This window comes from Rummeliibacillus sp. SL167 (genome assembly GCF_007896505.1).
Lineage (GTDB): Bacteria > Bacillota > Bacilli > Bacillales_A > Planococcaceae > Rummeliibacillus > Rummeliibacillus suwonensis.
The window spans coordinates 334,065-357,812 of record NZ_VCBM01000002.1 but is presented as its reverse complement, the minus strand read 5'-3'; the positions used below and the strand labels follow the sequence as shown (position 1 = coordinate 357,812).

22 protein-coding genes are annotated in these 23,748 nt (G+C 36.7%); 3 read left to right on the top strand and 19 right to left on the bottom strand.

Going from position 1 to position 23,748, the window contains the following annotated elements:
• Window positions 1–55: 55 nt before the first annotated feature.
• Window positions 56–577, bottom strand: a complete 522-nt coding sequence (locus FEZ13_RS13055) for a hypothetical protein (RefSeq protein ID WP_146553054.1) — start codon at window positions 575–577, stop codon at window positions 56–58.
• A 55-nt stretch (window positions 578–632) separates the two neighbouring features.
• Complete coding sequence (locus tag FEZ13_RS13050; protein ID WP_146553053.1) at window positions 633–1,499, bottom strand: LysR family transcriptional regulator; 867 nt, start codon at window positions 1,497–1,499, stop codon at window positions 633–635.
• A gap of 145 nt (window positions 1,500–1,644) precedes the next feature.
• On the opposite strand from FEZ13_RS13050, the gene FEZ13_RS13045 reads away from it, so the two are divergent.
• A complete protein-coding gene (locus FEZ13_RS13045) occupies window positions 1,645–2,568 on the top strand; it encodes a DMT family transporter (RefSeq protein ID WP_146553052.1) in 924 nt (307 codons plus the stop codon).
• A 266-nt stretch (window positions 2,569–2,834) separates the two neighbouring features.
• Here the strand turns inward: FEZ13_RS13045 and ssuD are convergent, their stop codons facing one another.
• From ssuD to FEZ13_RS13000, 10 genes are all read right to left on the bottom strand, one after another.
• A complete protein-coding gene (gene ssuD, locus FEZ13_RS13040) occupies window positions 2,835–3,968 on the bottom strand; it encodes an FMNH2-dependent alkanesulfonate monooxygenase (RefSeq protein WP_146550064.1) in 1,134 nt (377 codons plus the stop codon).
• 102 nt (window positions 3,969–4,070) lie between these two features.
• Window positions 4,071–4,901 (bottom strand): ABC transporter permease, encoded by an 831-nt coding sequence (locus FEZ13_RS13035; protein ID WP_146553051.1) that lies wholly within the window; start codon window positions 4,899–4,901, stop codon window positions 4,071–4,073.
• A 3-nt stretch (window positions 4,902–4,904) separates the two neighbouring features.
• Window positions 4,905–5,894 (bottom strand): aliphatic sulfonate ABC transporter substrate-binding protein, encoded by a 990-nt coding sequence (locus FEZ13_RS13030; RefSeq protein WP_146553050.1) that lies wholly within the window; start codon window positions 5,892–5,894, stop codon window positions 4,905–4,907.
• Window positions 5,895–5,916: 22 nt separating this feature from the next.
• Window positions 5,917–6,684, bottom strand: coding sequence for an ABC transporter ATP-binding protein (locus FEZ13_RS13025; RefSeq protein ID WP_243881190.1), 768 nt, complete (start codon window positions 6,682–6,684; stop codon window positions 5,917–5,919).
• A 487-nt stretch (window positions 6,685–7,171) separates the two neighbouring features.
• Complete coding sequence (locus FEZ13_RS19615) at window positions 7,172–7,315, bottom strand: hypothetical protein (RefSeq protein ID WP_186725908.1); 144 nt, start codon at window positions 7,313–7,315, stop codon at window positions 7,172–7,174.
• A gap of 168 nt (window positions 7,316–7,483) precedes the next feature.
• A complete protein-coding gene (locus tag FEZ13_RS13020; protein WP_146550069.1) occupies window positions 7,484–7,759 on the bottom strand; it encodes a hypothetical protein in 276 nt (91 codons plus the stop codon).
• Between the two features lie 17 nt (window positions 7,760–7,776).
• On the bottom strand, window positions 7,777–8,175 hold the full coding sequence (locus FEZ13_RS13015; protein WP_146553049.1) for a riboflavin kinase: 399 nt from the start codon (window positions 8,173–8,175) through the stop codon (window positions 7,777–7,779).
• Between the two features lie 696 nt (window positions 8,176–8,871).
• Window positions 8,872–10,272, bottom strand: coding sequence for a SpoVR family protein (locus FEZ13_RS13010; RefSeq protein WP_146553048.1), 1,401 nt, complete (start codon window positions 10,270–10,272; stop codon window positions 8,872–8,874).
• A gap of 684 nt (window positions 10,273–10,956) precedes the next feature.
• On the bottom strand, window positions 10,957–12,132 hold the full coding sequence (yhbH, locus tag FEZ13_RS13005) for a sporulation protein YhbH (protein WP_146553047.1): 1,176 nt from the start codon (window positions 12,130–12,132) through the stop codon (window positions 10,957–10,959).
• Window positions 12,133–12,324: 192 nt separating this feature from the next.
• Window positions 12,325–14,220: a PrkA family serine protein kinase gene (locus FEZ13_RS13000; RefSeq protein WP_146550368.1), complete on the bottom strand. Its 1,896-nt coding sequence runs from the start codon at window positions 14,218–14,220 to the stop codon at window positions 12,325–12,327.
• A gap of 362 nt (window positions 14,221–14,582) precedes the next feature.
• Between FEZ13_RS13000 and FEZ13_RS12995 the strand changes: the two genes are divergently transcribed.
• Window positions 14,583–15,584 (top strand): M23 family metallopeptidase, encoded by a 1,002-nt coding sequence (locus FEZ13_RS12995; protein WP_370467705.1) that lies wholly within the window; start codon window positions 14,583–14,585, stop codon window positions 15,582–15,584.
• A 131-nt stretch (window positions 15,585–15,715) separates the two neighbouring features.
• Here the strand turns inward: FEZ13_RS12995 and FEZ13_RS12990 are convergent, their stop codons facing one another.
• From FEZ13_RS12990 to FEZ13_RS12975, 5 genes are all read right to left on the bottom strand, one after another.
• The gene (locus FEZ13_RS12990; protein WP_146550073.1) at window positions 15,716–16,081 is read right to left on the bottom strand and encodes a Na-translocating system protein MpsC family protein; all 366 of its coding nucleotides are present in this window, start codon (window positions 16,079–16,081) and stop codon (window positions 15,716–15,718) included.
• 81 nt (window positions 16,082–16,162) lie between these two features.
• Window positions 16,163–18,769, bottom strand: a complete 2,607-nt coding sequence (locus FEZ13_RS12985) for a DUF2309 domain-containing protein (protein ID WP_146553109.1) — start codon at window positions 18,767–18,769, stop codon at window positions 16,163–16,165.
• 2 nt (window positions 18,770–18,771) lie between these two features.
• On the bottom strand, window positions 18,772–20,304 hold the full coding sequence (locus tag FEZ13_RS12980; RefSeq protein ID WP_146553046.1) for an NADH dehydrogenase subunit 5: 1,533 nt from the start codon (window positions 20,302–20,304) through the stop codon (window positions 18,772–18,774).
• A gap of 602 nt (window positions 20,305–20,906) precedes the next feature.
• Window positions 20,907–21,041, bottom strand: a complete 135-nt coding sequence (locus FEZ13_RS20150; RefSeq protein ID WP_255473166.1) for a hypothetical protein — start codon at window positions 21,039–21,041, stop codon at window positions 20,907–20,909.
• Between the two features lie 196 nt (window positions 21,042–21,237).
• Window positions 21,238–21,393, bottom strand: coding sequence for a DUF1540 domain-containing protein (locus tag FEZ13_RS12975; RefSeq protein ID WP_146553045.1), 156 nt, complete (start codon window positions 21,391–21,393; stop codon window positions 21,238–21,240).
• Between the two features lie 285 nt (window positions 21,394–21,678).
• Between FEZ13_RS12975 and FEZ13_RS12965 the strand changes: the two genes are divergently transcribed.
• Window positions 21,679–21,873, top strand: a complete 195-nt coding sequence (locus FEZ13_RS12965; protein ID WP_146553044.1) for a hypothetical protein — start codon at window positions 21,679–21,681, stop codon at window positions 21,871–21,873.
• On the opposite strand, the gene FEZ13_RS12960 is transcribed toward FEZ13_RS12965, so the two are convergent.
• A complete protein-coding gene (locus FEZ13_RS12960; RefSeq protein WP_146553043.1) occupies window positions 21,815–22,915 on the bottom strand; it encodes an NADH-dependent flavin oxidoreductase in 1,101 nt (366 codons plus the stop codon). The two genes, FEZ13_RS12965 and FEZ13_RS12960, sit on opposite strands and share 59 nt — an antisense overlap.
• 256 nt (window positions 22,916–23,171) lie before the next feature.
• A complete protein-coding gene (locus tag FEZ13_RS12955) occupies window positions 23,172–23,720 on the bottom strand; it encodes a D-glycero-alpha-D-manno-heptose-1,7-bisphosphate 7-phosphatase (protein ID WP_146553108.1) in 549 nt (182 codons plus the stop codon).
• Window positions 23,721–23,748: the final 28 nt, after the last annotated feature.

The window sequence follows — 23,748 nt, the reverse complement described above, 5'->3', positions numbered from 1 at the left end:
CCTAATCAACACGCCTGAACTAATATATAATTTTTAAGGACAAATCATGAACTGATTACCAACTTTTATCACTTTTAACCACTGGATTTTTTTGGCATTTCATTAACAAAGATTGAGTCCTTTCTTCCATGGATTGGCCCCCTCCTTCCGTGGATGGAATCTCTCCTTCCGTGGATTGGCCCCCTCCTTCCGTGGATGGAATCTCTCCTTCCGTGGATTGGACCCCTCCTTCCGTGGATGGAATCTCTCCTTCCGTGGATTGGACCTCTCCTTCCGTGGATGGAACCCCTCCTTCCGTGGATGGAATCTCTCCTTCCGTGGATTGGACCCCTCCTTCCGTGGATGGAATCTCTCCTTCCGTGGATTGGACCCCTCCTTCCGTGGATTGGACCCCTCCTTCCGTGGATGGAATCTCTCCTTCCGTGGATTGGACCCCTCCTTCCGTGGATGGAACCCCTCCTTCCGTGGATGGAATCTCTCCTTCCGTGGATTGGACCCCTCCTTCCGTGGATGGAATCTCTCCTTCCGTGGATTGGACCTTTTCTTCCATGGATTGACTGGATGCATAAGTAATCACTGTCTTTTTCTAAAGAAAGGTTTATAAAAATTCCTTTTCACGTTAAACCGCTAAACTATTTTAAATACTCTTTCATATATCGCACAAATTTTTTAGCTGCTGGTGATATGGTTTTAAAAGACATCGAAGCCATACCGATCGAACGATAATGGTCTCCTTTTAGCTGAAGAACATGAATCCCTTTCATAGCTTGATATAAAACCATTTCTGGTAAGATACTGATCCCCATTCCATTTTGGACCATTGAAATAATGGCTTGATCATCTGCCAGTTCGAATTTAATATGCGGGGTAATTTTGTTTTCTTTTAGTATTCTTCTCACATCATTATCACAGCTGATCTTAGGTAAGATAAACATTTCTTCTTCGATCTGCTGAAAACTTACTTCATCTTGTTTCGCTAGTGGATGATCGTCTGAAACAATCACTTGCATTCGATCTTTTTTTAGTGGAATGACATCTAGCGATTTTAAAGTTGGTAACGATAAAAAACCAAAGTCAACAACGCCACTTGTAATCCAAGATTCAATTTCATCATAATCCCCTTCGAACAATTTAATATCGATCGATGGATAGGCTTCACTAAAATGACTTAAAACTTCTGGCAACCATTGGATCGACACACTTGAAAAAGTACCAATACGAATTGTTCCAATCTCTAACCCATTAATACTAGCGACTTGCTGTTGCATTTGTTCATTCCATTTTAAGATTTCACGAATATATTGCAACATTTGTTCACCGTTACTTGTTAAATGGATACCAGAACGTCCCCTACTCAGGATGGAAAATCCCCATTCTGACTCCAAGCTAGCAATTGCATGACTGACAGCTGATTGTGTTAAATTTAGCTTTGCTGCTGCCTCTGTTAAGCTCCCTAATTCAACAACTGTATTAAAAATCCCATATTTCGCTAATGACAAACTTACATCCTCCTTTATATGAATCTTTTTCATTTAAATCATTAATAACATTCAATTTTCTTATATAAAAGATACAACTATAATACAAAGTAGACAATATGGATTTAACATAATTGTATGATTTCGTTCATAGGAGGGAGCAGTTATGAGTACTCGAATAAAAGCCAATCTACTGTTGCTACTAGTAACCATGTTCTGGGGCTCATCTTATTTATTTATAAAAATGGGACTTACTGAGTTGCAGCAGTTTAATCTTATTGCATTACGCTTCATCATTGCATTTATCCTAGCAGGAGTTGTGTTTTACCGTCGCGCTATTCATGCGGATTTTAGAACCGTTCAATATGCACTATTGCTAGGCACTATTTTGTTTTTAGTGTTCGTATCACTTACTTTTGGCATGAAATCAACATCCGCTTCTAATGCAGGATTTTTGGTGAGCCTTACAGTAATCTTTGTTCCTTTACTTGTTGCCATTTTTGTGCGAAAAATACCTGAAAAAAGGGTTCTTTTAGGTGTCACTGTGGCTCTTATCGGAATCGGTTTTTTAACCTTAAAACAATCTTTCACAATTAGCAGTGGCGATTTTCTATGTATTTTATGTGCATTGTTTAATGCTACGCATATCATTTTAACTGGCAAATTTACAAAGAAGCCCGGGGTAGATGCCATATCTCTAGGTGTTATACAACTAGGTTTTACAGGCATATGGGGATTGTTATTTACTTTATTATTTGAATCACCCAAAATACCAAGCACGACAAATGCTTGGATTTCTGTTTTAGGTCTAGGCGTATTATGTAGCGCGATCGCATTTGTAGCACAAACGACCGTTCAAAAATATACTACGCCTACGCATACAGGTCTACTCTTCTCTTTAGAACCTGTTTTTGCAGCTATTTTTGCCTTTGCTTTTGCAGGTGAAGTCTTAACAACAAAGGGCTATATCGGTGCTTGCCTCGTACTGCTTGGCGTCATCATCGCTGAAGTAGATTTCAAAAAATTAATCACAAAAAAACAGCATGTCGATCAGCAAAATCATTGCAAAAAATCAGTTCCATGCGAGTAAGTATTCACGAATGCCTTCAACTTTCTAAAGTACTATAAATATTATGAAACCTAGATTACACATGAAAAAATCAAGGTGATCATAAAGTGAAATTTTACCCGGTGAGGATTTCTCCATTCCTCACTGGGTATTAGTTGAACCAATCGAGTTTTTTACAGGCAGTTGATTCCTTTTTCCACTAGTTTATGTTTTGAAATAGGGTCTTACTTACTGCCCTCTCATGCAGGATCGTCTATCAACAGTTATTATCACCTTTTCCTTTATGACTAACTCTTAATTAATGCAGATGGTCGGTATTCATTTCCAACTACTTCACCTAATGGTGCCACAGTTTCCTTGCCTTCTTTTTGATGATAACCAAGCAATGGAAAGACAAGCTCCGCGAATCGATAGGATTCTTCCAGATGCGGATAACCTGAAAAAACAAATGTTTCAATACCCAATTCTTGATATTCACGAATACGTTGTGCTACTGTTTCAGCACTACCAACTAGTGCCGTCGCCGCACCGACACGAACTAAACCGACGCCTGCCCAAAGGTTGGGACTAATTTCAAGGTTATTACGATCCCCTTTATGAAGATTTGCCATATTTTTTTGACCAACTGAATCAAAGCGATTAATAACTGACTGTGCTTTTTTAATGGCTTCATCATCAACATATTGGATCAATTCGTTAGCTGCCTCCCATGCCTCTCCATCTGTTTCTCGAACAATGACATGTAAACGTATGCCAAACTTCACGCTACGGCCTTCTTTTGCAGCCGCTTTGCGCACTTTTTCGATTTTCTTTATCACGTCTTCTTTACGTTCACCCCACGTTAGATATACATCTGAATGTTTTGCAGCTACTGTAATGCCTTCATCTGATGAACCTCCAAAATAAATAGGAGGATGTGGGTGCTGAACGCCTGGATAAAGAAGCTCTCCACCTTTGACTTCTAAGTGTTTACCTTGATAATCAACTTTTTCACCAGCTAATAGTTCACGCCAAATATCTAGAAATTCATCTGTTTCTTCGTATCGTTCACTGTGTGAAGAAAATAATCCATCCCCTGCAAGCTCAACTGGGTCTCCACCTGCAACAACATTGATACGTAATCGACCATTACTTACTTGATCTAGTGTTGCGGTCATCCGTGCTGCAACAGATGGTTTCGTTAGACCTGGACGAACTGCAATCAAAAAGTTTAACTTTGATGTATGTGTTGCAAGTGCAGAGGCTAGTACCCACGGATCAAGGCAGGATTTACCTGTTGGAATCAAAACTCCTGCATATCCCAATTCATCTGTTGCTTGTGCAATTTGTTTTAAATATGGAAAATTTGTTTCACGACCACCTTTTGTTGTCCCTAAATATCGACCATCACCATGTGTTGGAATAAACCATAAGATTTCCATTCAAATCACTCCTCTTATTTAAGCTCTGTTATGTTCCATTGTTACTTTTTACGGATATTGGTTGAGTGTAACAAGGCTTTTATTTATGAACCTGAACCTCTTCTAATGAACCCCTTCAAAGCTATTGCGCCACTTTAATAATCGTTTTTCTAGTACTTTTACAAACGAATCTGTTAATTTTCCCACGATACCAAAGATAATAATCCCAACAAATACTTTTTCCGTTTGTGAGAATTGGCGAGCATCCATAATCATGTACCCTACACCAGAACTAGACCCCATTAATTCGGCTACAACTAAACTTAACCAAGCTGTACCAAGTGATAAACGAATACCTAGTAAAATGTGACTTAATGCAGCAGGAAAAATGAGACATGTTAATTGCTTACGTTTGCTAAATTCCAACACCCGTGCAACATCAAATAATTTTGCATCTACTGAACGGATTCCATTAAATGTATTGATATAGATAGGGAAAAATGAAGCAAATGCAATAAGTAAAATCTTGGATAGCTCATCAAACCCGAACCACAAAATAAACAATGGTGTTACTGCTAAACTTGGAATTGTACGTAACATTTGCATTGTTGGATCTACATATGTTTCTGACGGTTTAGAAAACCCGACGATCAAGCCTAAAGCTAAACCTATCCCTGCCCCAAGCAAAAAGCCACCTAGCGCACGGAGTATACTAATTTTCAAGTGTTCAAATATCTCCCCACTCAAAACCAATTCAATAAATGATTGAACGATCAACAGTGGGCTGGGTAGTACTGTCTCTGATACATAACCTAATCCAGAGACGGTTTGCCATATCGCAATCACAATGACTGGTAAAACAAGTCCTTTAAGCCAAAGTGGAAGTTTCCCTTTCTGTTTTTTTGTCGGAGTGTCGGCTTTTGAATAAGGAATTTGTAGGGAATCAACTTTCATCTATCATTCTCCTTTCTGTAATTTTTCGACAAATTGATTTTCTGTCACTTTAGAGGTATCAATTGGTTTTTCAATTGCTTTAAGCTCTGTTAGTAAATCTGCCACTTTTTGTTGCCCTTCAACAAAATCATCTGTTATAGGTTTTGCGAATGAGTTGGTATTATTTAAAACACTTCGTACAACTTCTGGCTCAAGGTTGCGTGCTTTGGCATAAAACTCTACTGCCTCATCTTGATTCTTAGCACGCCATTCTGCTGCTCTGGAAAATACTTTTAGGAATGTATCTACATACTCTGGATTGTCATCAATGATTCCTTGACGTGCTACTGCAAAGGAAGGTGAAGAAATATGAATGTCTTTCCCATTCACTAATATTTTTGCATTATTCTGAATTGTTTCGATAGAGATAAATGGCTCCCAAATACTCCAAGCGTCTACCGAACCGTTTTCAAATGCTGGCGTTGCTTCATCCGGTTGTAGTTGAATAATATCTACATCGCTTGGATCAATATTCGCAAGTTTTAACACTTGATATAGGAAACCGAATGCACTACTTCCTTTTGCTACCGCAATCTTCTTTCCTTTTAAGTCTTTAATCGTTTTAATATTACTGTCTTTATTCACAAGGATCCCATTTCCTAAATAACCATCAGCTGTTACAGCGATTTCTTTAAATGGCACATCCGCCGCTTGACCGCCTATAACAGGTGTATTACCGACCTCTGTAAAATCTAGCTTATTCGCCGCAATCCCTTCAAATTGAGGAGGGCCACTTTGGAACTCTATCCACTTTACTTTTACGCCAATTTTTTTATATGCTTCTTCAAACCAACCTTTTTCTTTTGCAATCCATAACGGACTTAATGATTGCTGAATACCAATCCGCACTGTATCTTGTTTGCTTCCATCTTTACTTTCAGCCTTGCTTGAGCATCCTGCGAGTACGAATAACAATCCTACTATAACGAATAAACCAATTGCACGTAATTTCATAAATTAAATTTCCTCCCTTATCTCAAATACCTTCTCCATCTTTGTAGCCTACTGTATCTGTTTTCTCGAATTCTTGTAATACTTGTTGTCTGATATATTGGAATGAAGGATTGGTACGATTTCTTGGATATGCTAGTTCAACATGTATTAACTTTTGTAATTGCCCAGGATTTGAACGTAAAATGGCGATATCTGTTCCTAAACTAATAGACTCATCAATATCATGTGTGACTAGTACCATCGTGATTTTCTTCTTTTGCCAAATATCGATCAAGACATCCTGCAGATGCTTACGTGTAAAAGCATCTAGCGCGCCAAAAGGTTCATCAAGAAGTAATACCTCAGGATCACGAATGAGTGCTCTTGCTATCGCTACTCTTTGGGACATTCCGCCTGATATTTCGCTGGGATATGCTTTTTCATACCCTTTTAATCGAACGATCTCAATCATTTCATCCACTTTTTTTCGAACGGTAGGATCCTTCAAATTCAGGTCAGCCGCAATATTTTTTTCGACGGTCATCCATGGGAACAACCGATGCTCTTGAAACACAAATCCTTGTGAGATAGCCGGCTTTGTCACATTTCTACCGTTAATCTCAATGGAACCACGATACTCTGTATCTAAACCCGCAATAATTTTTAATAACGTACTTTTACCACATCCACTCGGACCAATAATGGTAAGGAAATCCCCTTCTTCAATCTTTAGTTCAATGCCATCCAGTACAACTTTTTTGGTTGTATCAATTTGAAATGCTTTTTCATCTACTTGAATTTGTACTGCCAAGTTCATACCTCCTTACTTGAAAAACATTTTAGATTAAATATCAAATCTTATAGTCTACAAGCATAAATTGTATTTCGCCTATATCATTTTTCAACCCATGAAGACCATTGCTATCAAATATTTAATTAGTATTATTAACAGGTATCACTTACCTCCTCCTATCAACTTAAAACTGAAATTATTCAAATTAACCTCATTCCACTTACTACCATTTCGACATCATTGAAGATAAAACTTCACTCAGTGGAGAAGTTTCTCCATCCACTATGTATTAGTTGAACCAATCTTTTTTTATAGGCGGTTGATCCACTTAACCTTTGCTTAGCTACTTACTTCTTGATGTGGTGGTGCTTACCTTCTATTCATGGGTAAACAAAAAGGCTTCGAATTCATCCAACAAATTCGAAGCCTCTAGTTATCTAGTAAGCAAATTATTTAATTCTTATTAATTTGATATGTTTAATATAATATGATTAACTTTATGCTGTCAATACTTTGTTAGAAGATTAGTAATCTTTTTATCTTTTGAAACTCTTGCATCAAGAATCACCAGATTTTCATCATTTATATGTTCATGAAGCCAATTAGCATCTTTTAACAACTGCTCATTTGGATATGTCCTGTTGCTCATTTTCATTTCCTCCTCCATTCAAAATCATGAACTTATAAAATTACTATTCTTATCTATATACAAGGAATTGAAACGTGTGAAGTCCCATTAGTCATTAGCACAGATGGTTATTTGAAAAGTTGAACTTAAAGCTTCCAATTTCAATTGAAATACGTACTTATAAAGAGATTAATGGACTTGTAATGTGTCTGTTTGATAATCCCAAAAAATTTCTAATTTTTTTGTTAAACCACCAGGTCCGAATTTAACTTTTGTTTCACTTGAACAACAAAAGATCATAAACTGTACCATTAATTCTCTTCTGTCTAGAATATTGGTAATTCCCTTCGTGTAAAACCAATTATCAATGGTATTATAAATCCCCTTATTCAAAGAAAATTTTCGTTCACAAAATTGGGAAAATTTCAAATCTGGCAAGTTGAAAATATGCCTATAATTTTCCATCTCCATACTCTCCTTAATCATTGAAGTAAGCGAAACTTTTTACGTGCATAAAATGCGTCCGCTTGTAATTGATTGATTAAATCTTGCAATTGGTCAAATTTTATTTCATTCCGAATATAAAACATTACTTCAATCGTTAGATACTCATCATATATGCACTCATGAAAATCCAAAATATGCACTTCAAATGTTTGATAATCTCCGTCATTAAAAGTTGGGCGATTCCCTACATTCATTATGCCTAAATATTTCTTGGAATGGTGATATACATAAACGCCATAAACACCCTTGTCTATCATAAGTTCTTCTACTAGATTCAAATTTGCAGTGGGAAATCCAATCTTCCTTCCTAACTGTTTTCCCTTTTCAACATGTCCTACAAAAAGATATTCATTAAACTGATGTAAAGCGTTCATAGTGGCCTCCTTTTAAATATTTTATAAAGTTTTTGATGTACTATCTTCTTGTTTGCTTGCTTAATCTCAAAAAAGTTGATTAATAATACTATAATCCCAACTAATCCTAGTATTCAAGTATATTTTTAAAAAAGCATAAAAATTCACCTTTATTTAAGTGATTTTTCGCTAAAACAAACGCTTCAATCTCACCCCTTAATGGTGAGAAATTCCTGATTATTTAAGGTTTATGCGCAAATAATTTCATGGGCAGATTTCTCTAAATTCGTATCTTAACCATTCTCAGCAGCAATTTTTATTTCTTCTCGCATTAACAGGCAGTATGAGTACCACTTCAAGACTCCAATAACCAGCAGGAGAGAAAGTGAGTGATCAACTGCCTGTTAATCCCGATTGATAATGGGCGTTTGTTTGTAGCCCCTACTCAATAGAATAACGATTAAAATCACATTCATTTCGCCATCTATAGAAGTGGCCGCCTTCTGTTGAATCAAGATAGCCCTTTAGGAGATCTCCAATTAGTCTTCATCGCTGAAAATGAGGACGTAAATTAGCAAGAGAGTGAATACAATTCAAAATGGAGCAAATAAATAAATCCTTGCATTGAGCGAATAAAACCTCGGAAAGAACAAATAAGTCTCCGAAATCAGCAAACAAACCGTCAAAATTAGCAAATACCGCTTTTGAAAAGCTCGATTACAAATATTTCTTGGAATGCTTTTTCCCATCATATGAGTAGAGGACAAACTTCTCTTCAATAACTGTTCTTAAATGAACAGGCCGCCCCCATAATTGATAAATATAAGGGAGGACATGGTCTAAATAGTGTGAATCCAATTCCATTCCTTCATATTGATGCACTAAATATAATTCGCCATTTCGCAAATAATCCCCATTTTCCACAACAATGTATGGGAATCCTCCATTTACTCTCATAGATACTAATTGATCCCGCACAGCCCTATAGTCCTTATCTGTAATTCGATACTCTGATCCTTGCTTATTAAACAAATACAGATCTTCTTGCTTCACTAGATCTTTTGTTAAGTAATTACGGATAAAGGACATATCCGATTCCACTTCCCGTACTTCAAAGATCTTTTCTCGACCAGAGTTTGGTTTGATCCCCATTTCCTTCATCTCTTCAGTAGGGTTATCATAGCGTCTTTCTATATCTTCAAATATCTTTATACCTAAATAATATGGATTAATGGACGTTGTTGATGGTTGAACGACACCCGCATTTAGTTTTGCATAATCGATCGTTTCATCTGACGTTAAGTTGAGTTCCCGCATAATTCGCTGATGCCAAAAAGACGCCCATCCTTCATTCATAATCTTTGTTTCCAATTGCGGCCAGAAATAAAGCATTTCTTCCCGCATCATCGTTAATATATCTCGTTGCCATTCTTCTAACTCATGGCTATACATTTCGATGAAAAGTAATAAATCCTTTTCAGGTCTTGGGGGAAATTTCTTCTTTTTATAGCGAATTTTACTTTCTTCTGTTTTCGGCTGATCCAAACTCCATAGTTCATCATATGGCGTTTTGGGAGTTGAAATTTTCTCATCATCTTCCTCATAATCGTTATACATTAATTTAGGGCGTACTAGGGAGGGATCGATATGCTCCTGTATAGACAAAACAGCATCCAAAAATTGTTCTACCTCATCTTTACCATAAATCATTTCATAATGAGAAATTCGTTCTGCGGTTGCTGTCATGCTTTCGACCATATCTCTCCTTGTATTTAAGAAACGGATATTATTCTTAAAAAAATCACAATGCGCTAACACATGGGCAATGATCAATTTATTTTGCGTTAATGTGTTTGTATCCAATAGAAATGCATAACAAGGGTTGGAGTTAATGACAAGCTCATAAATTTGGCTTAACCCTAAGTCATATTGCAGCTTCATTTTGTGAAATTGTTTTCCAAAGCTCCAATGGGAAAAACGAGTAGGCATACCATATGCTCCGAATGTATAGATGATCTCTGCTGGGCAAATCTCATAACGCATTGGATAGAAGTCTAAACCAAATCCTAACGCAATTTCTGTAATTTCATCTATTGCTTTGTGAAGCTCCTTTTCCATTTATTGAATCCCCCCGCGTATATTTTAAATAATAAGCTTTGTTTTACAATACTGTTAATATTCATCTTTTCCACAGACGGATTTTTTCATGTACAAACCCATTCACTACGCTTATTTCGTGATCTCATCTAGCTGACTTCTAGGACATTGAAAAATGGCAAAATATCAATTTATCAGAATCAAAATTCATTTTTCTCTCGTTTTTCTGCGGACTTTGAATTTATTTCACTGAATCGATATGCCAGAAGGAAGGGCACATGTATTTTTGAAGAGTCGCCGCTTTCTCTAGAAATAGATATATGAAAAAATCAGCAATATCATATAACAAAGCCGAAAGTAAAATGAAACTTCACACAATAAGGAATTTCTTCATCCCTATTGTGTGTTAGTTGAATCGACCAACAGTTGATCCTTCACGCCTTCGATTGCTGTGTAAAAGCTTTTTCATAAAAAGGATTGGAGCAATCGCTCATAAAAATGAAAATATACTTGCCTCTTGCAAGAAGATCACTAAGAAAGTCATTTCACTACCGAAAATTCAATAAAAATATCAGCATTTTATTGAAAATACAGGCATGTTGATTAAAAAAACATGTATTTTTCACTCACAATAATAACGTTATCGTTTTTCTGTGACTTCGTTTTGAAATGGATGTTTCGCCTTTCATCCAGTATAAAATGACTTTATCTTATTTCAGCTTCAGGCTGCTCTTTTTGGAAAAAGCATTTTAATGCTTCATATACATCACTTTTACTTTTTAAAACATAATGTCGGAATTTCTTATCTTCTATTTTTTTATAGTTATACATGAGAGTAGAGAAACGATTATGTGGATTTACTTCCCCATAACCAAACATACTAGAAACCTTCATCAATTCTTGAACTAATCGGACACAGGATTCATTGTCTGTTGACATATTCTCTCCATCTGAAAAGTGAACAGGATAAATATTGTATCGTGTTGGATTGTATTTTTCTTTTATCAATTCTAATGCTTTTACATAGGCAGATGAACAGATCGTTCCTCCACTTTCCCCTTTTGTAAAGAATTCCTCCTCTGTCACGACTTTTGCCATTGTATGATGTGCTATAAATTCAATCTCAACTGTTTCATATTTAGAGCGTAAGAATCTTGTCATCCAGAAAAAGAAACTTCTTGCACAATATTTTTCAAAGCTGCCCATTGACCCACTCGTATCCATCATAGCAAGTACTACTGCTTTAGATTCGGGCTTTATCACTTCATCCCATGTTTTGAAACGTAAATCATCATTATGAATAGGTGTAATTTGTGCTTTTCCCTTCATTGCGTTACGTTTAATGGCATTCAGAATTGTTCTCTTTTTATCTATATTCCCCATAAGCCCTTTTTTACGAATATCATTAAATTCTATTTTTTCTGTTGTAATATCCGCTTTTTCTTTTTCTTGCAAATTCGGCAGCTCTAGTTCTTTAAATAACTCATTCTGAATTTCTTCTATACTTACTTCTGCTTCATAGTAATCCTTACCAGCAGCGTCTCCCGCCTTTTTTCCTTTTCCTGCGGCTTGTTGTTCCTCTCCACTGCCATCTTGTGCCACCACATCTCCTATTTTGCTATCACCTTTTCCTTGACCTATATGCTTGGATTTTCCATAGTTATAACGGATCTTATATTCATCCAAGGAGCGGATAGGGATTTTTATAACATCACGACCATTTGACATAATGATGCTTTCTTCACTTACTAGATCTGGTAAATTATTTTGGATGGCTTCTTTTACTTTTTCCATATGGCGTTGTTGATCTTGGTATCCTTTACGATGGAGAGACCAATTTTCCTGAGAGATGACAAAGTGCTTATTTGAGTTTTCCGTCATTTTTTATCCTCACCCATCTATTATTAAAAAGTTTTTAAAACAAACATTTTTCTATAAAATGCTACATTAAGTAAATCTTTGATGCTAAAAAAATCTCTTTTCTTATACTATGCTAGCTTTTAAAATTATTTAACTTTTTAGGATAAAAAAACGGAGTGTCCTTAAAATTATTTGGACACTCCTATTTATATGTTATCGATTCAATAAGCTTCCTACGTATTGCAGCAATTCATTTGCAGAAGTCGAGTTATATCCATGTTCGTCTATCAATGTAGCGACAACTTCATTGATCTTCTTAAGCTGCGATTCATCTGGCGTTTTCGATGATGTTGTAATTTTCACGATATCTTTTAGATCTGCAAATAATTTTTTCTGTATTGCTTCTCGCAATCTTTCATGAGAATTGTAATCGAATCGTTTTCCCTTTCTTGCGTAAGCTGAAATACGTATAAGTATTTCTTCACGGAACCCTTTTTTTGCATTTTCCGAAATGCCGATTTGTTCTTCTATTGATCGCATCAGTTTTTCATCTGGATTTAGTTCCTCACCAGTAAGTGGATCTCGCAGCTTATTTTTATTGCAAAAAGCTTCTACATTATCAAGGTAGTTGTTCATTAACGTTTTTGCGGATTCTTCATATGAATAGACGAATGCTTTCTGCACTTCATTTTTAGCGATTTCATCATATTCCCGTCTTGCAACAGCAATATAATTCATATATTTTTCTCTATCTTCCTGACTAATCGATGCATGTTGATCGAGTCCATCCTTAAGTGAAAGCAACACATCTAACGCATTAATAGATGGGACTTTCTTACGGATAATAGCGGAAGAAATTCGGTTAATAATATAACGTGGATCGACTCCATTCATGCCTTCGTTTGGATATTCCTTTTTCAATTCCTCTACATCAACGGAGTTAAAGCCTTCAACACTTTCTCCATCATAAAGACGCATTTTCTTGACTAGATCAATCCCTTGCTTTTTCGGGATTTCAAGTCGAGTCAAGACAGAGAAGATGGCGGCCGTCGTTAACGCATGTGGAGCAATATGGATATGCTTCATATCACTTTCTTTAATCATTTTTTCGTAAATTCTTTCCTCTTGGCTAACTTTCAAATTATACGGGATCGGCATGACAATAATTCTTGAGTGAAGTGCCTCATTCTTTTTATTGGAGATGAAAGAACGATATTCCGTTTCATTCGTATGAGCAACGATCAGTTCATCCGCACTAATCAATGCAAAGCGCCCTGCTTTAAAATTTCCTTCTTGTGTTAAAGATAAAAGATTCCATAAGAATTTTTCATCTAATTTTAACATTTCCTGAAATTCCATCATACCCCGATTTGCTTTGTTCAACTCACCATCAAAGCGGTATGCACGCGGATCTGATTCTGAACCAAATTCTGCGATGGTAGAAAAATCGATACTTCCCGTTAAATCAGCAATATCTTGAGATTTGGGATCGGATGGTGTGAATGTTCCAATACCCACTCGTTTATCTTCAGAGAAGAAAATTCGTTCCACTAGAACATCTTCAATATGACCGCCATATTCCTGCTCAAGCCGCATTGTATTCAATGGTGATAAATTTCCTTCAATTCGAATACCAAACTCTTCGAAGAAATCATTGCGCAAGTGGTGAGGAATAAGATGAAGTGGATCTTCATGCATGGGACATCCCTTTATCGCATAAACTGCTCCCTCATCTGTTCTTGAATATTGTTCCAATCCTCTTTTTAATAAAGTAACAATAGTCGATTTCCCACCACTTACAGGTCCCATTAATAATAAAATACGTTTTCGAACATCTAATCTTTTAGCTGCTGGATGAAAATATTCTTCTACCAATCTTTCAATGGCTGATTCCAGTCCAAATATTTCTTTTCCAAAAAAGTGATATAATTTTTTTCCATCTCTTTCTTCTAATCCTGAGCTTTTTATCATATTGTACACGCGTGAATGTGCTGTTTGAGCTACTTCTGGTCTTTCTTTTATAATGTCTAGATATTCAGCAAAAGTTCCTTCCCATTTCAGCCTGTTTTCTTCTTCACGATAATTTTTAAACTTATTTAAGATGTCTATAGTTTTTCCCTCCATTCAGGCCTGTTTTATAACATAGTATGAAGTTAAAGAATTAATGATAACCATTACTATTTTTTTGGTGAATTTTCTTTCAATAAAAATCACTCAAACAGTTCCTTTTAGATAGGTTGAAGCTATTGAAAAAATTTTTTGTCCGTTTTTTATCCTGCATAAACGGGCAGTATGACTTCCTCCTTATGATTTCCGTCAATAACAAATTTTGTTTATAGCCAATTGTATAGCGATTTACGCTTGAATAGATGTCACTTGTTCCATTAGCATCATCAAATATATAAGCTGTACTCATGGAATATAAAATTTCGGTTATTCTAAGTAAGATCGAAAGGAGGGTGTTTGTAAATTTGGTTCGAAATTTAATTCCTTTATTAGCCTTCACCATGTTTTTTAGCACTATTTTCTCCATGAATACATCTGCGAAAGAAGAACCTTCAAGGGAAGAAGTTTTGAAGCAGCGAATGACTTATTATGTCCAATTTGAGGATTTACTTGTACCTTGGTACTTTTTAGCTGCGATTGATCAATATGAACGTAATATACAATCAGTTCGTCGCGATATTCCCAAACGTGATAGTGTAATTGCTATCCGATTTTCTGAAGAGTATTGGGCGGGTCCTTTCAATCCTTTGGCTCAGGATACATCACCAACGACCATTGACTATTTCGGAGGAATGGGACTTGATGGTGATCAGGATGGAATTGCCAATTTAGATGATGATGATGATGTGATGTTTACAATGGCAAATTTTCTAAGCCAATATGGTCCTTCTGAAAAAGATTTTAAATCGGCTTTATGGGAATACTACAAAAGTGAAAAAGTGGTCAATCAAATTTTAACAAATGCAAAGCTATATAAGCATTTCAACACAATCGATTTGGATAAACATTCTTTTCCAGTAGTACTTAGCTACAACTATAGCTTCAAAGGTACTTGGGGAGCCAACCGTGGTTGGGGAGGAAGAAGAATCCATGAAGGAACAGACGTTTTTGCAGATTATGGCACACCCGTGTTGTCCGCATCCTATGGTGTAGTTGAAACAAAAGGCTGGAACCAGTTCGGCGGATGGCGCATTGGCATACGAGATCAAAATAATTCGTATCATTATTATGCTCACTTATCTTCTTATAGCAAGGACATTCAAATCGGAGATATCGTAGAGCCTGGAAAAGTAATCGGATTTGTCGGCAGTTCTGGCTATGGTAAAGAGGGTACATCTGGTAAATTTCCTCCACATCTCCATTACGGCATCTATAAATTCAATGGCCGTACTGAATGGGCATTTGATCCATATCCATCCCTTTTGCTTTGGGAGCGACAAACGAAAGAAGCAAAACGCAGTCGATAAAGTGAAACTCCATCAGTGGGTTTTTCTTTATGCCCCACTGATGGTTAGATGAAGAGGAGTTGTCCATCTCTTTGGACAACTCTCTTTTTAAACCCATTTCACAAATACTTTTGAAACATTTTCCTAGCCTTCTACGATAATTTACTTTGCAAATCCTCTGAAAGCTTAAAAAGGATAACACGCTCTCCAGTCTTTGTACTAAGATCCGTATGAAAACTGATCACTTCTTCGCCCGTTATATCTAGAATAATTTGTTTCAGTTCTTCTAAACCTGATTCTACTAAACTATTTCGATGTGTTTTTACGGACAGCAATCCTTCTTTATTCTTACATACTGAATATTCAGCGGGTGTTAAAATTCCGCGTAGTACAATAATAATCATGTCTCGCAAGATATCTGATTTGACAGAAACCGAGCCTCTTCCTAAATAAGTTTTTTCCCAATGAGTTAATGCTTTACTTATTTCTGATTCAATATTTCCTTTTGTTTTATCCATAATATCATTTTCATCCCCTATTCAATTAAATGTGATTAATGAACAAACATAAATTCATTGATTATTCAATTATGATTAAAGCTAGGACCAGCTTTCCCAGCAACCCTCATCATCGATAGATGCTAAGCGGATCCAACCGTTTTGGACTTTTTGAAGAAAAGCAGAATCACGATCCATTAGTCGTTCAATATGTTTTCTTGGTGCTTGGATCACTACCAGTAAACGCAATGGTTCGTGATATGCCTCTTGGTCTGATTGCATAACTGACTGCCATGGAAGTCCAAACAGTAAATCACTCGCGTTACCTTGCATCACGCCAATACCAGATGTTATGGTTTGAGTCGTTTTGTTTCCACTGCCATAATAATGTGGTGCAACGGTAGACGCATAATATTGGAGGTTAATCCATTGTGCAACTTTGGCTGGTCCAGCAATAATTTTAGCAAGTATATCCCCATTGTCGTCATTTTTCCACTGATAATTATGAAGAAATGCTCGTCCCTCTAAATTACATGCTGCCGTAAGTGTCCGCTCTCCAATGATAAAAGCCGCATTACGAGCCAATCCCCATTCTGGACGCACTTCACTCCAGTCCTCAGCCAAACGTTGCACCTCACCTTTGGAATTTTTATAATGCGAATGCAATGTTGGTAACTGTACAATTCGTTCTGCATTTGCTTCATCACGAACTTTTGACAATTTTGTTTGTACACATTCCAATGATCGTTGTGCAGCTTCCGAAAGTTCAGGAACATAGATGAAACGAAGTTCATCAAGTGTCGTAATATGCTCAGCCGCTACAAAAACAGTTTCTTTCGGTATTACAATTCCTACTTTTTCTAATGCCTCTCTTACTTTTGGAAGATTGCACAAAGTTGCTAAAACACGTGCGTTAAAACCACTTGATGCCCCTCCACATGCACCACAATCTAATGCTGAGGAATATGGATTGTTTGTGCTATGACTACTATGACCGCAGATGACGACCAAAGGAGCAAAATGCTCTGTCAGCCCCATCATTCTCAATGCTTGATTTGCATAAAACACTTGCTCTTTTTCAGAAAATCCTACGGGCAATAGTGAATCTAGAGTGTGTATATGGTCAAGTGAAAGTTTAGTGGCTGGTTTACGCGACCACTTTTTTCGTAATTTTCTCATCGTATAACCTGTTTTTTGCGGTACAAAGCTGCGAGCCAATGTTTGCAAACTTAGCCAAGGACCACTAATCTCTGGCAATAACAAATTGGTTAGCATATTATGCTTCAATTTATTGAATGTATGACTTATTGAATGGATAGTGTTTTCACGTTGTTTATACTGTTTTAAATCGTCATCTGTTGATGATTCGATGACTTTGTGTTTAGGCTTGAACATTACTGGTAAGGAGTCATGACTATGTGTACTACCAAGCTTTGTCGTTTCAATTGGCAATCCAAAAAAACCAGCTGTTCCAAATGTTTCAAAAGGACCTATTTTTTCTAGTTGACGACGAAAAGGTTCTGAACGCACGTCAATACAGAAAGCAAATTGCGCCAATACTGGCATCGTTGGTTGAACGATTGAAGGCTGTGGGGATGTCATCATTTCTTTTATATGAACTTCATATGTTTTCTCCCATGCTTCTAACCAAAGCCGACTGCGCACAAACCGATCAAAACGATTGGCCAATAACAAGCGAGCCTTTATTTCTTCAGGGGATAAATTCTCCCAATCTTCTATTGGCGTATCTCCCCATTTCATCCATCTTGTTAGCAACGATTCTATTAGCCCTTGCTTTTCTGCTTTTAGCTTAGGTAAAGGTAAATATGGTTGCAACAAAGCACATTCCAGCGAAATTCGAACGGCTAAATACTCTAAGAATAGCTTTTCCTCTTTAGTAGACTGTTGGGAACGCCAAAGCATCATTCCAGCCCAACCCGGTAATGAGAGTAAATGTGCTTCAAAATAATCTTGCGCTTCAGATGGAGGAATCTCTAATGCTATTAATCCTTTGACTAAAGCACGTTCCGGATTCTCTGGCAAGGATTGTAATTGTTTGCGCATACTATAGCTGAGTGCTGGATCATATGGAACCATCATCTTCCAAGCTTGATAAAATCCTTTTTCACGGTGAGGCATCGACCAAACTGCCTGTGACTCATCTAAATATAATTTACACCATTTGATGATATGAAGATTTAGTTCATCCGCAAACTCCCCTTTTCCCACTTGTTCTACATATTGCTTATATGCATGAATCGTATGATTATTAGGAATTTGCGATTGATAGTGACTCAGTTCCTGTGCTACTTTTTTGAAACGCCGCCCTTCTGAAGGATGAAAAGGCTGCTGATCAAGTGCCAGCGCATTGCGGCAAAACTGTTCTGCTACATTTTTCGATAAATCTAAAGCCTGTGTAGCTAGCCATTTTCTCATTCCCTCTTCTAAAAACTGTTTATCGATCTCTCCTTTTTTATAGGCATCTATTAATAACGCATTATTTGGGTATATGTCAACATCACAACTATCTTTCAGTCGGCGTGCTACTTGTTCAAAGGTTTGTTGTTCTAACCCTGCCCAAGGACTTCGAGCTGCGAATTGGTTAATAGGTCCAAGTGGTACGATTACCTTACTAGCTGATTTCACCCATTCATTTATATCACAATAAGAATCATCAGGTTCTTTGTCATAGTTTAATGTTGTTGCCATGCTCAATGTACATTCCCTCCTCGAGATAGTAATTGTGTTAGATACTGTGGATGACTTTCTACTAAATTTCTTTTTGGTTCACCTAATCGAATGAGCCAGAGATAAATGGTCAATGAAATTTTTGAATTTTTACGAATGAACCATGTTCCCATTACGCTAGCCACTAATAAGATGACTAAGAGTAGAATCCCCATTGAAATAGATTGTTGGATTCCAACTGGGAGCGCATTTTGCAAAAGCCGCTCAAAGGTAATGTGCACCATTTGGAATACAGTGGCTGCTCCTATGAATAAAATAATCCCGGTAATCCGTCCAATATGACCCGTTCCAAAAGCAATAAGCTGTATCCAAGCAAGTACTACAGACCACCCTAATATTAAAGCGCTTACTAATTGATAGCCTTCAGTTGGAGAAGTCAGCCAAAAGGCAACGCCCAATAATAACCCTAAAATTCCACCAATCATCATCCATACATATGAAGATGGCTGAACCTTATATGTGACCGGTTCATGTTGCCCAGCAGCAGAACCAGCTTGTAAGAATAATGTTGATTTAAACAAACCATGTAACACTGCATGTGTAATAGCCGCTAAATAGGCTCCTAAAGCGCATTCGATCAACATAAAACCCATTTGCGCAATAGTAGAACCTACAAGCTGGCGTTTGTAATCAACTTGTACAAGCATGATTCCTGTGCCGACTAATACGGACACACTGGACAATACAAGTAACACAACTTGCACTGAAGTCCCATCGAAAAGAGGTGCAAAGCGTGTCAGCATCATACTACCTGCATTGACAATGCCCGCGTGCATGATTGCAGATATAGGCGTCGGTGCTACAACCGAGTCTAACAACCAGCGTTGGAAAGGCCATTGTGCTGCTGGAATAATCGTCGATACGAGTAACAATAGATTGATACCCGTTTTTTCCCATACATTGAACCGTGAAAGACTATCCTGACGAAGGACTTGAGATAACTGCCAATGTCCCGTCACTTGTTCAATCCATACAATTGCGACCAGCAAGATCACCCAACTAATGACAAAATAACGCCCTGAAGTTTTAGAAGCATGACGAGCTACCTTCCATTCTTTTCTTAATCCTATGAGTAATGTTAATCCTAGAAGTGTAAGACCCCATCCGATCAAAAGCAACCGCAGATCGTCACTTAGCCAGGCAAGTGAATCTACAACTGTTGTAGCTGTTAAAAGCGCAAAATATTTTCGATAAGATCGATCCCCCAGTAAATAATGAACTGAATAACGTTGTACAATGAGTCCGATTGTTAAAACAAATGTCGACCATAGCCATGATAAAGAATCAAAATGCCAAGGCCCTATTATCACATTCTCATTGTTAAAAACTAATGCCATGAAGGCAACGATTGGCGATAAAGCAATGATACCTATATGAACATGGACATAATTGACAGGAACTTTTGGGATTAAAATAATAAAAGCACTGCATATGGAAAGCATTAACAATAAAAAAAATACTGTCGACCATGAAATGGAACCTAATAAATTAAACATTCAACTTCCTCCTGTGAAATTGATGAAAGGTAAAATCAAAATTCTTTTAATAGTGTTATTTTCTCCTTGAAAAATCCGAACATTTATTTTAATAATTTTGGAATCTGACTATCGAATGTATATAAGAAAAATGTTCGTTTTTTATCTGGATTCTACGTTATGAAATTGATTCAGTAGCATTATTTTCAATCTAATCAAATAAAAAAACCGACAATCTCTCATTCTAACGATCTTTCATCATTAGAATTTAGAAATCATCGGTTTACTTTTAACTAGCCCATTGTTTGGGATTTAAATAGCCTACCTATTATAACAGTCTTCCAGCAATAGCATAGAAGTACCTTGAAATAGCTGTAATATTAGTATATGGACATACTTTTTCAAATCATCATATTCGTATATAACGCTTTGCTAAAGCATTCTATATAATCAATTACTTCTTAAGACATGTTTATTGATTATTATTCTAATGTTCATAAAGGATTCTGTCAAGGTGTAAATTAAAACAGTTAGCCAATATTCGTCATTGTTGTAATACAGAATAAATATGGAAGTAGATTCCTTGTATGTATGAACTAAATTGTTCTAAGCGTGGATACAATTTATTTTTCCGTGGATTGGATGGCAATTATCGTGGATGGAAGGTTATTCCCCATGGATTGGACAATATTTCCCGTGGATGGAGGGGCAGTTTCCGTGGATGGCAACTTTTTCGTGGATCGAAGGGCAGTTTCCATAGATGGGCAACATTTCTCGTGGATCGAAAGCTATTTTCTAAAGTCAAATCGGATACTATTTAAACATGTAAATCAACTTCTAAAGCAATTAAATCATTAATTATAAAATATTTTTTGTATGAAAATGATAATTATTATCAATAATATAGATATAAAAGGATAACCCGAAAAGGTTATCCTAATAATAATTGCAAAATTATTTTGTTGGTTCAAATGTTTTACAATCTGTTTCTTCAGTAGTAGAGGCTTGATTCCCTTTATTGCTGACTACATAGATTTCATGAGCAGAACATTGATTTCCATTTTTCCAAAACGTACAATTGCTTACTTCACAAAGAACATCCTTTGCCATCATACAACACCTCCTTTGTAGCTAGTATTGACAGGAATACAAAAGTTGATACGCTCAAAGAAAGTGCCCATTATTTGATGACTAGGATCATTGGAGCCCATAAAAAGAAATTTTTCGTCTTAAAAAATTAACCAAACAAAAAGATCATAGATGATGGACCTATGATCTTTTTGTTTCCAATTCTTTATTTGAATATGCAATTTTTATCCCGCCTTAACGAGCAGTAGTACTCCCACCTCAAAATTCAGCAAAAGTAAAGGAGTTAGGGAAGAAATCAACTGCCCCATGCACCCGATTGGTTCGGACCAACAAGATGTTGGTCCCTCAGGTGTTGCCGCAGGACGTGGCGCTTTTAACCTGAGTTCCTCTCCATCAATGATGGATGAAAAAACCCCACTGATGAAAGTTTCACTTTATCGTTTTACATTCCTGGAATCCAACCAGGTCTATGTAGCATTTTCCACATTGGGTCTGGAATGACCAGTTCTTTTTGTTTTGATTTATCTATTTTTGTTGGGATATTGTGATTTCCTGCTTCAGCTTTTTGTACCCAATCTGGTTCGATTAAAAGTTCTCTTCCTAGAGCGAGCAAATCGATTCCTGATTCACTTGCTTTTTCAGCATCTTCTAATGAATAGATAGAGCCAACACCGATTAACGGGGTACGTCCATGAATCGTATCCAACAAGATTTCAACACGTGTTTTATTTTTATCTCCACTAAAACGATGAGGTTTTGTGAAGAATTCTCCTTGTGATACATGTAAATAGGTTAACTCCTTACCTGCAAGAGCATCAATAAGCTTTACTGTTTGATCCATTGTAATCCCAGTTTCTTCTTCCTCTTCTGGAGAAAATCGATATCCAACGATAAATGGTTCCTTAGCGTATTTTTCTGCAGCTTTTTTTACTTCATCGACAACTTCTAATGGAAAACGCATACGATTTTCGAGTGAACCACCGTATTCATCGGTACGTCGATTTGTATAACCTGAGAAGAATTGTTGAAGTAAATACGTATTTGCACCGTGAATTTCAACACCGTCATACCCAGCTTCAATCGCACGACGAGTTGTTTCACCATATGCTTTAACAATTTCTTTAATTTCTTCTATTGTTAAAGGGCGTGGCGTCGCATTGCCTGGAAATGCGACATCGCTAGCACTAACGATTTCACCATTCGGTACTTCTTCAGGAATAGAACGTCTGCCGCCATGATAAATTTGTAATACTGCTTTTGCTCCGCCTTCATGTATAGCGTCCGCTACTCGTTTCAAACTTGGAATAAATTGATCTGAAAATCCGGCAAATTGACCTGGAAATCCTTTTCCATTTTCTGTAACATGCGTACAAGCTGTCACAACCAGACCAACACCTTTTGAGCGACGCGCATAGTATGCTACCTCTGAATCTGATACTGTACCATCAGCATTACTCGAATAATTCGTCATCGGTGCCATTACAACACGATTTTTCAAAGAAATACCATTTGAAAATGTATAGCTTTCAAATAAATTCATCATTTCTCAGCTCCTTAAGAGAATTTTAAGTTGGAAGTTGTTTACTTCTTCTATCGTATTCGTCCAAACACTTTATGTCAAAAGATTAGATTGAGCACCATTTTGATGAAAAAAATCTATCTTATATTAGCTTTAAAAAAAGCAAAACTAGCTGTTTATTAAGAATAATTTTCATGAAGAACATCCATTTTATGCGAAGTAATTGATCTAAGCAATCATTTTCAAAACATGGCTGATATAATCATCAATAATTACTTTCTTAAATGTCTTCAATCGTGCTATTCTTTTCAGCATCCTCAATCATCCAATCAGCAGCAGTCCATAAATCAGGAAATATAGCATCCGCAAGCAGATCATTTTCACCTAAAAATACGCTTTTCGTACCTGCCTTTTTACCAGCAATAATGTCTGTATCGGTATCTCCTACCATATAGGACTTTGTCAAATCCACATGATATTTTTGAGCAAGATCTTCAATGAGTTTGCTATTTGGTTTGCGGCATGCACAACCTGCCCTTGGTTTATGAGGACAATAAGCCACTTCATCGATAGTCGCTCCGTTTTTCTTTAATTCATCTATCATATATTGATGTATGTGAATAAGTTGCCTTTCTGACATAAACCCTAGACCAACTCCCCCCTGATTGGTCACAACAAATAGATAATCAAAATGAGCATTTAATTTTTGGATAGCCTCCGGGACACCTGGTAAGAAGTAAAGATCCTCTGGAGAATTTACAAATTTCACTCGTTCTGTTAAAACTTCATTTATAACGCCATCTCGATCTAAAAACACAGCTTTTTTCAATTTCATCACATCCTCCATTATCATTAGT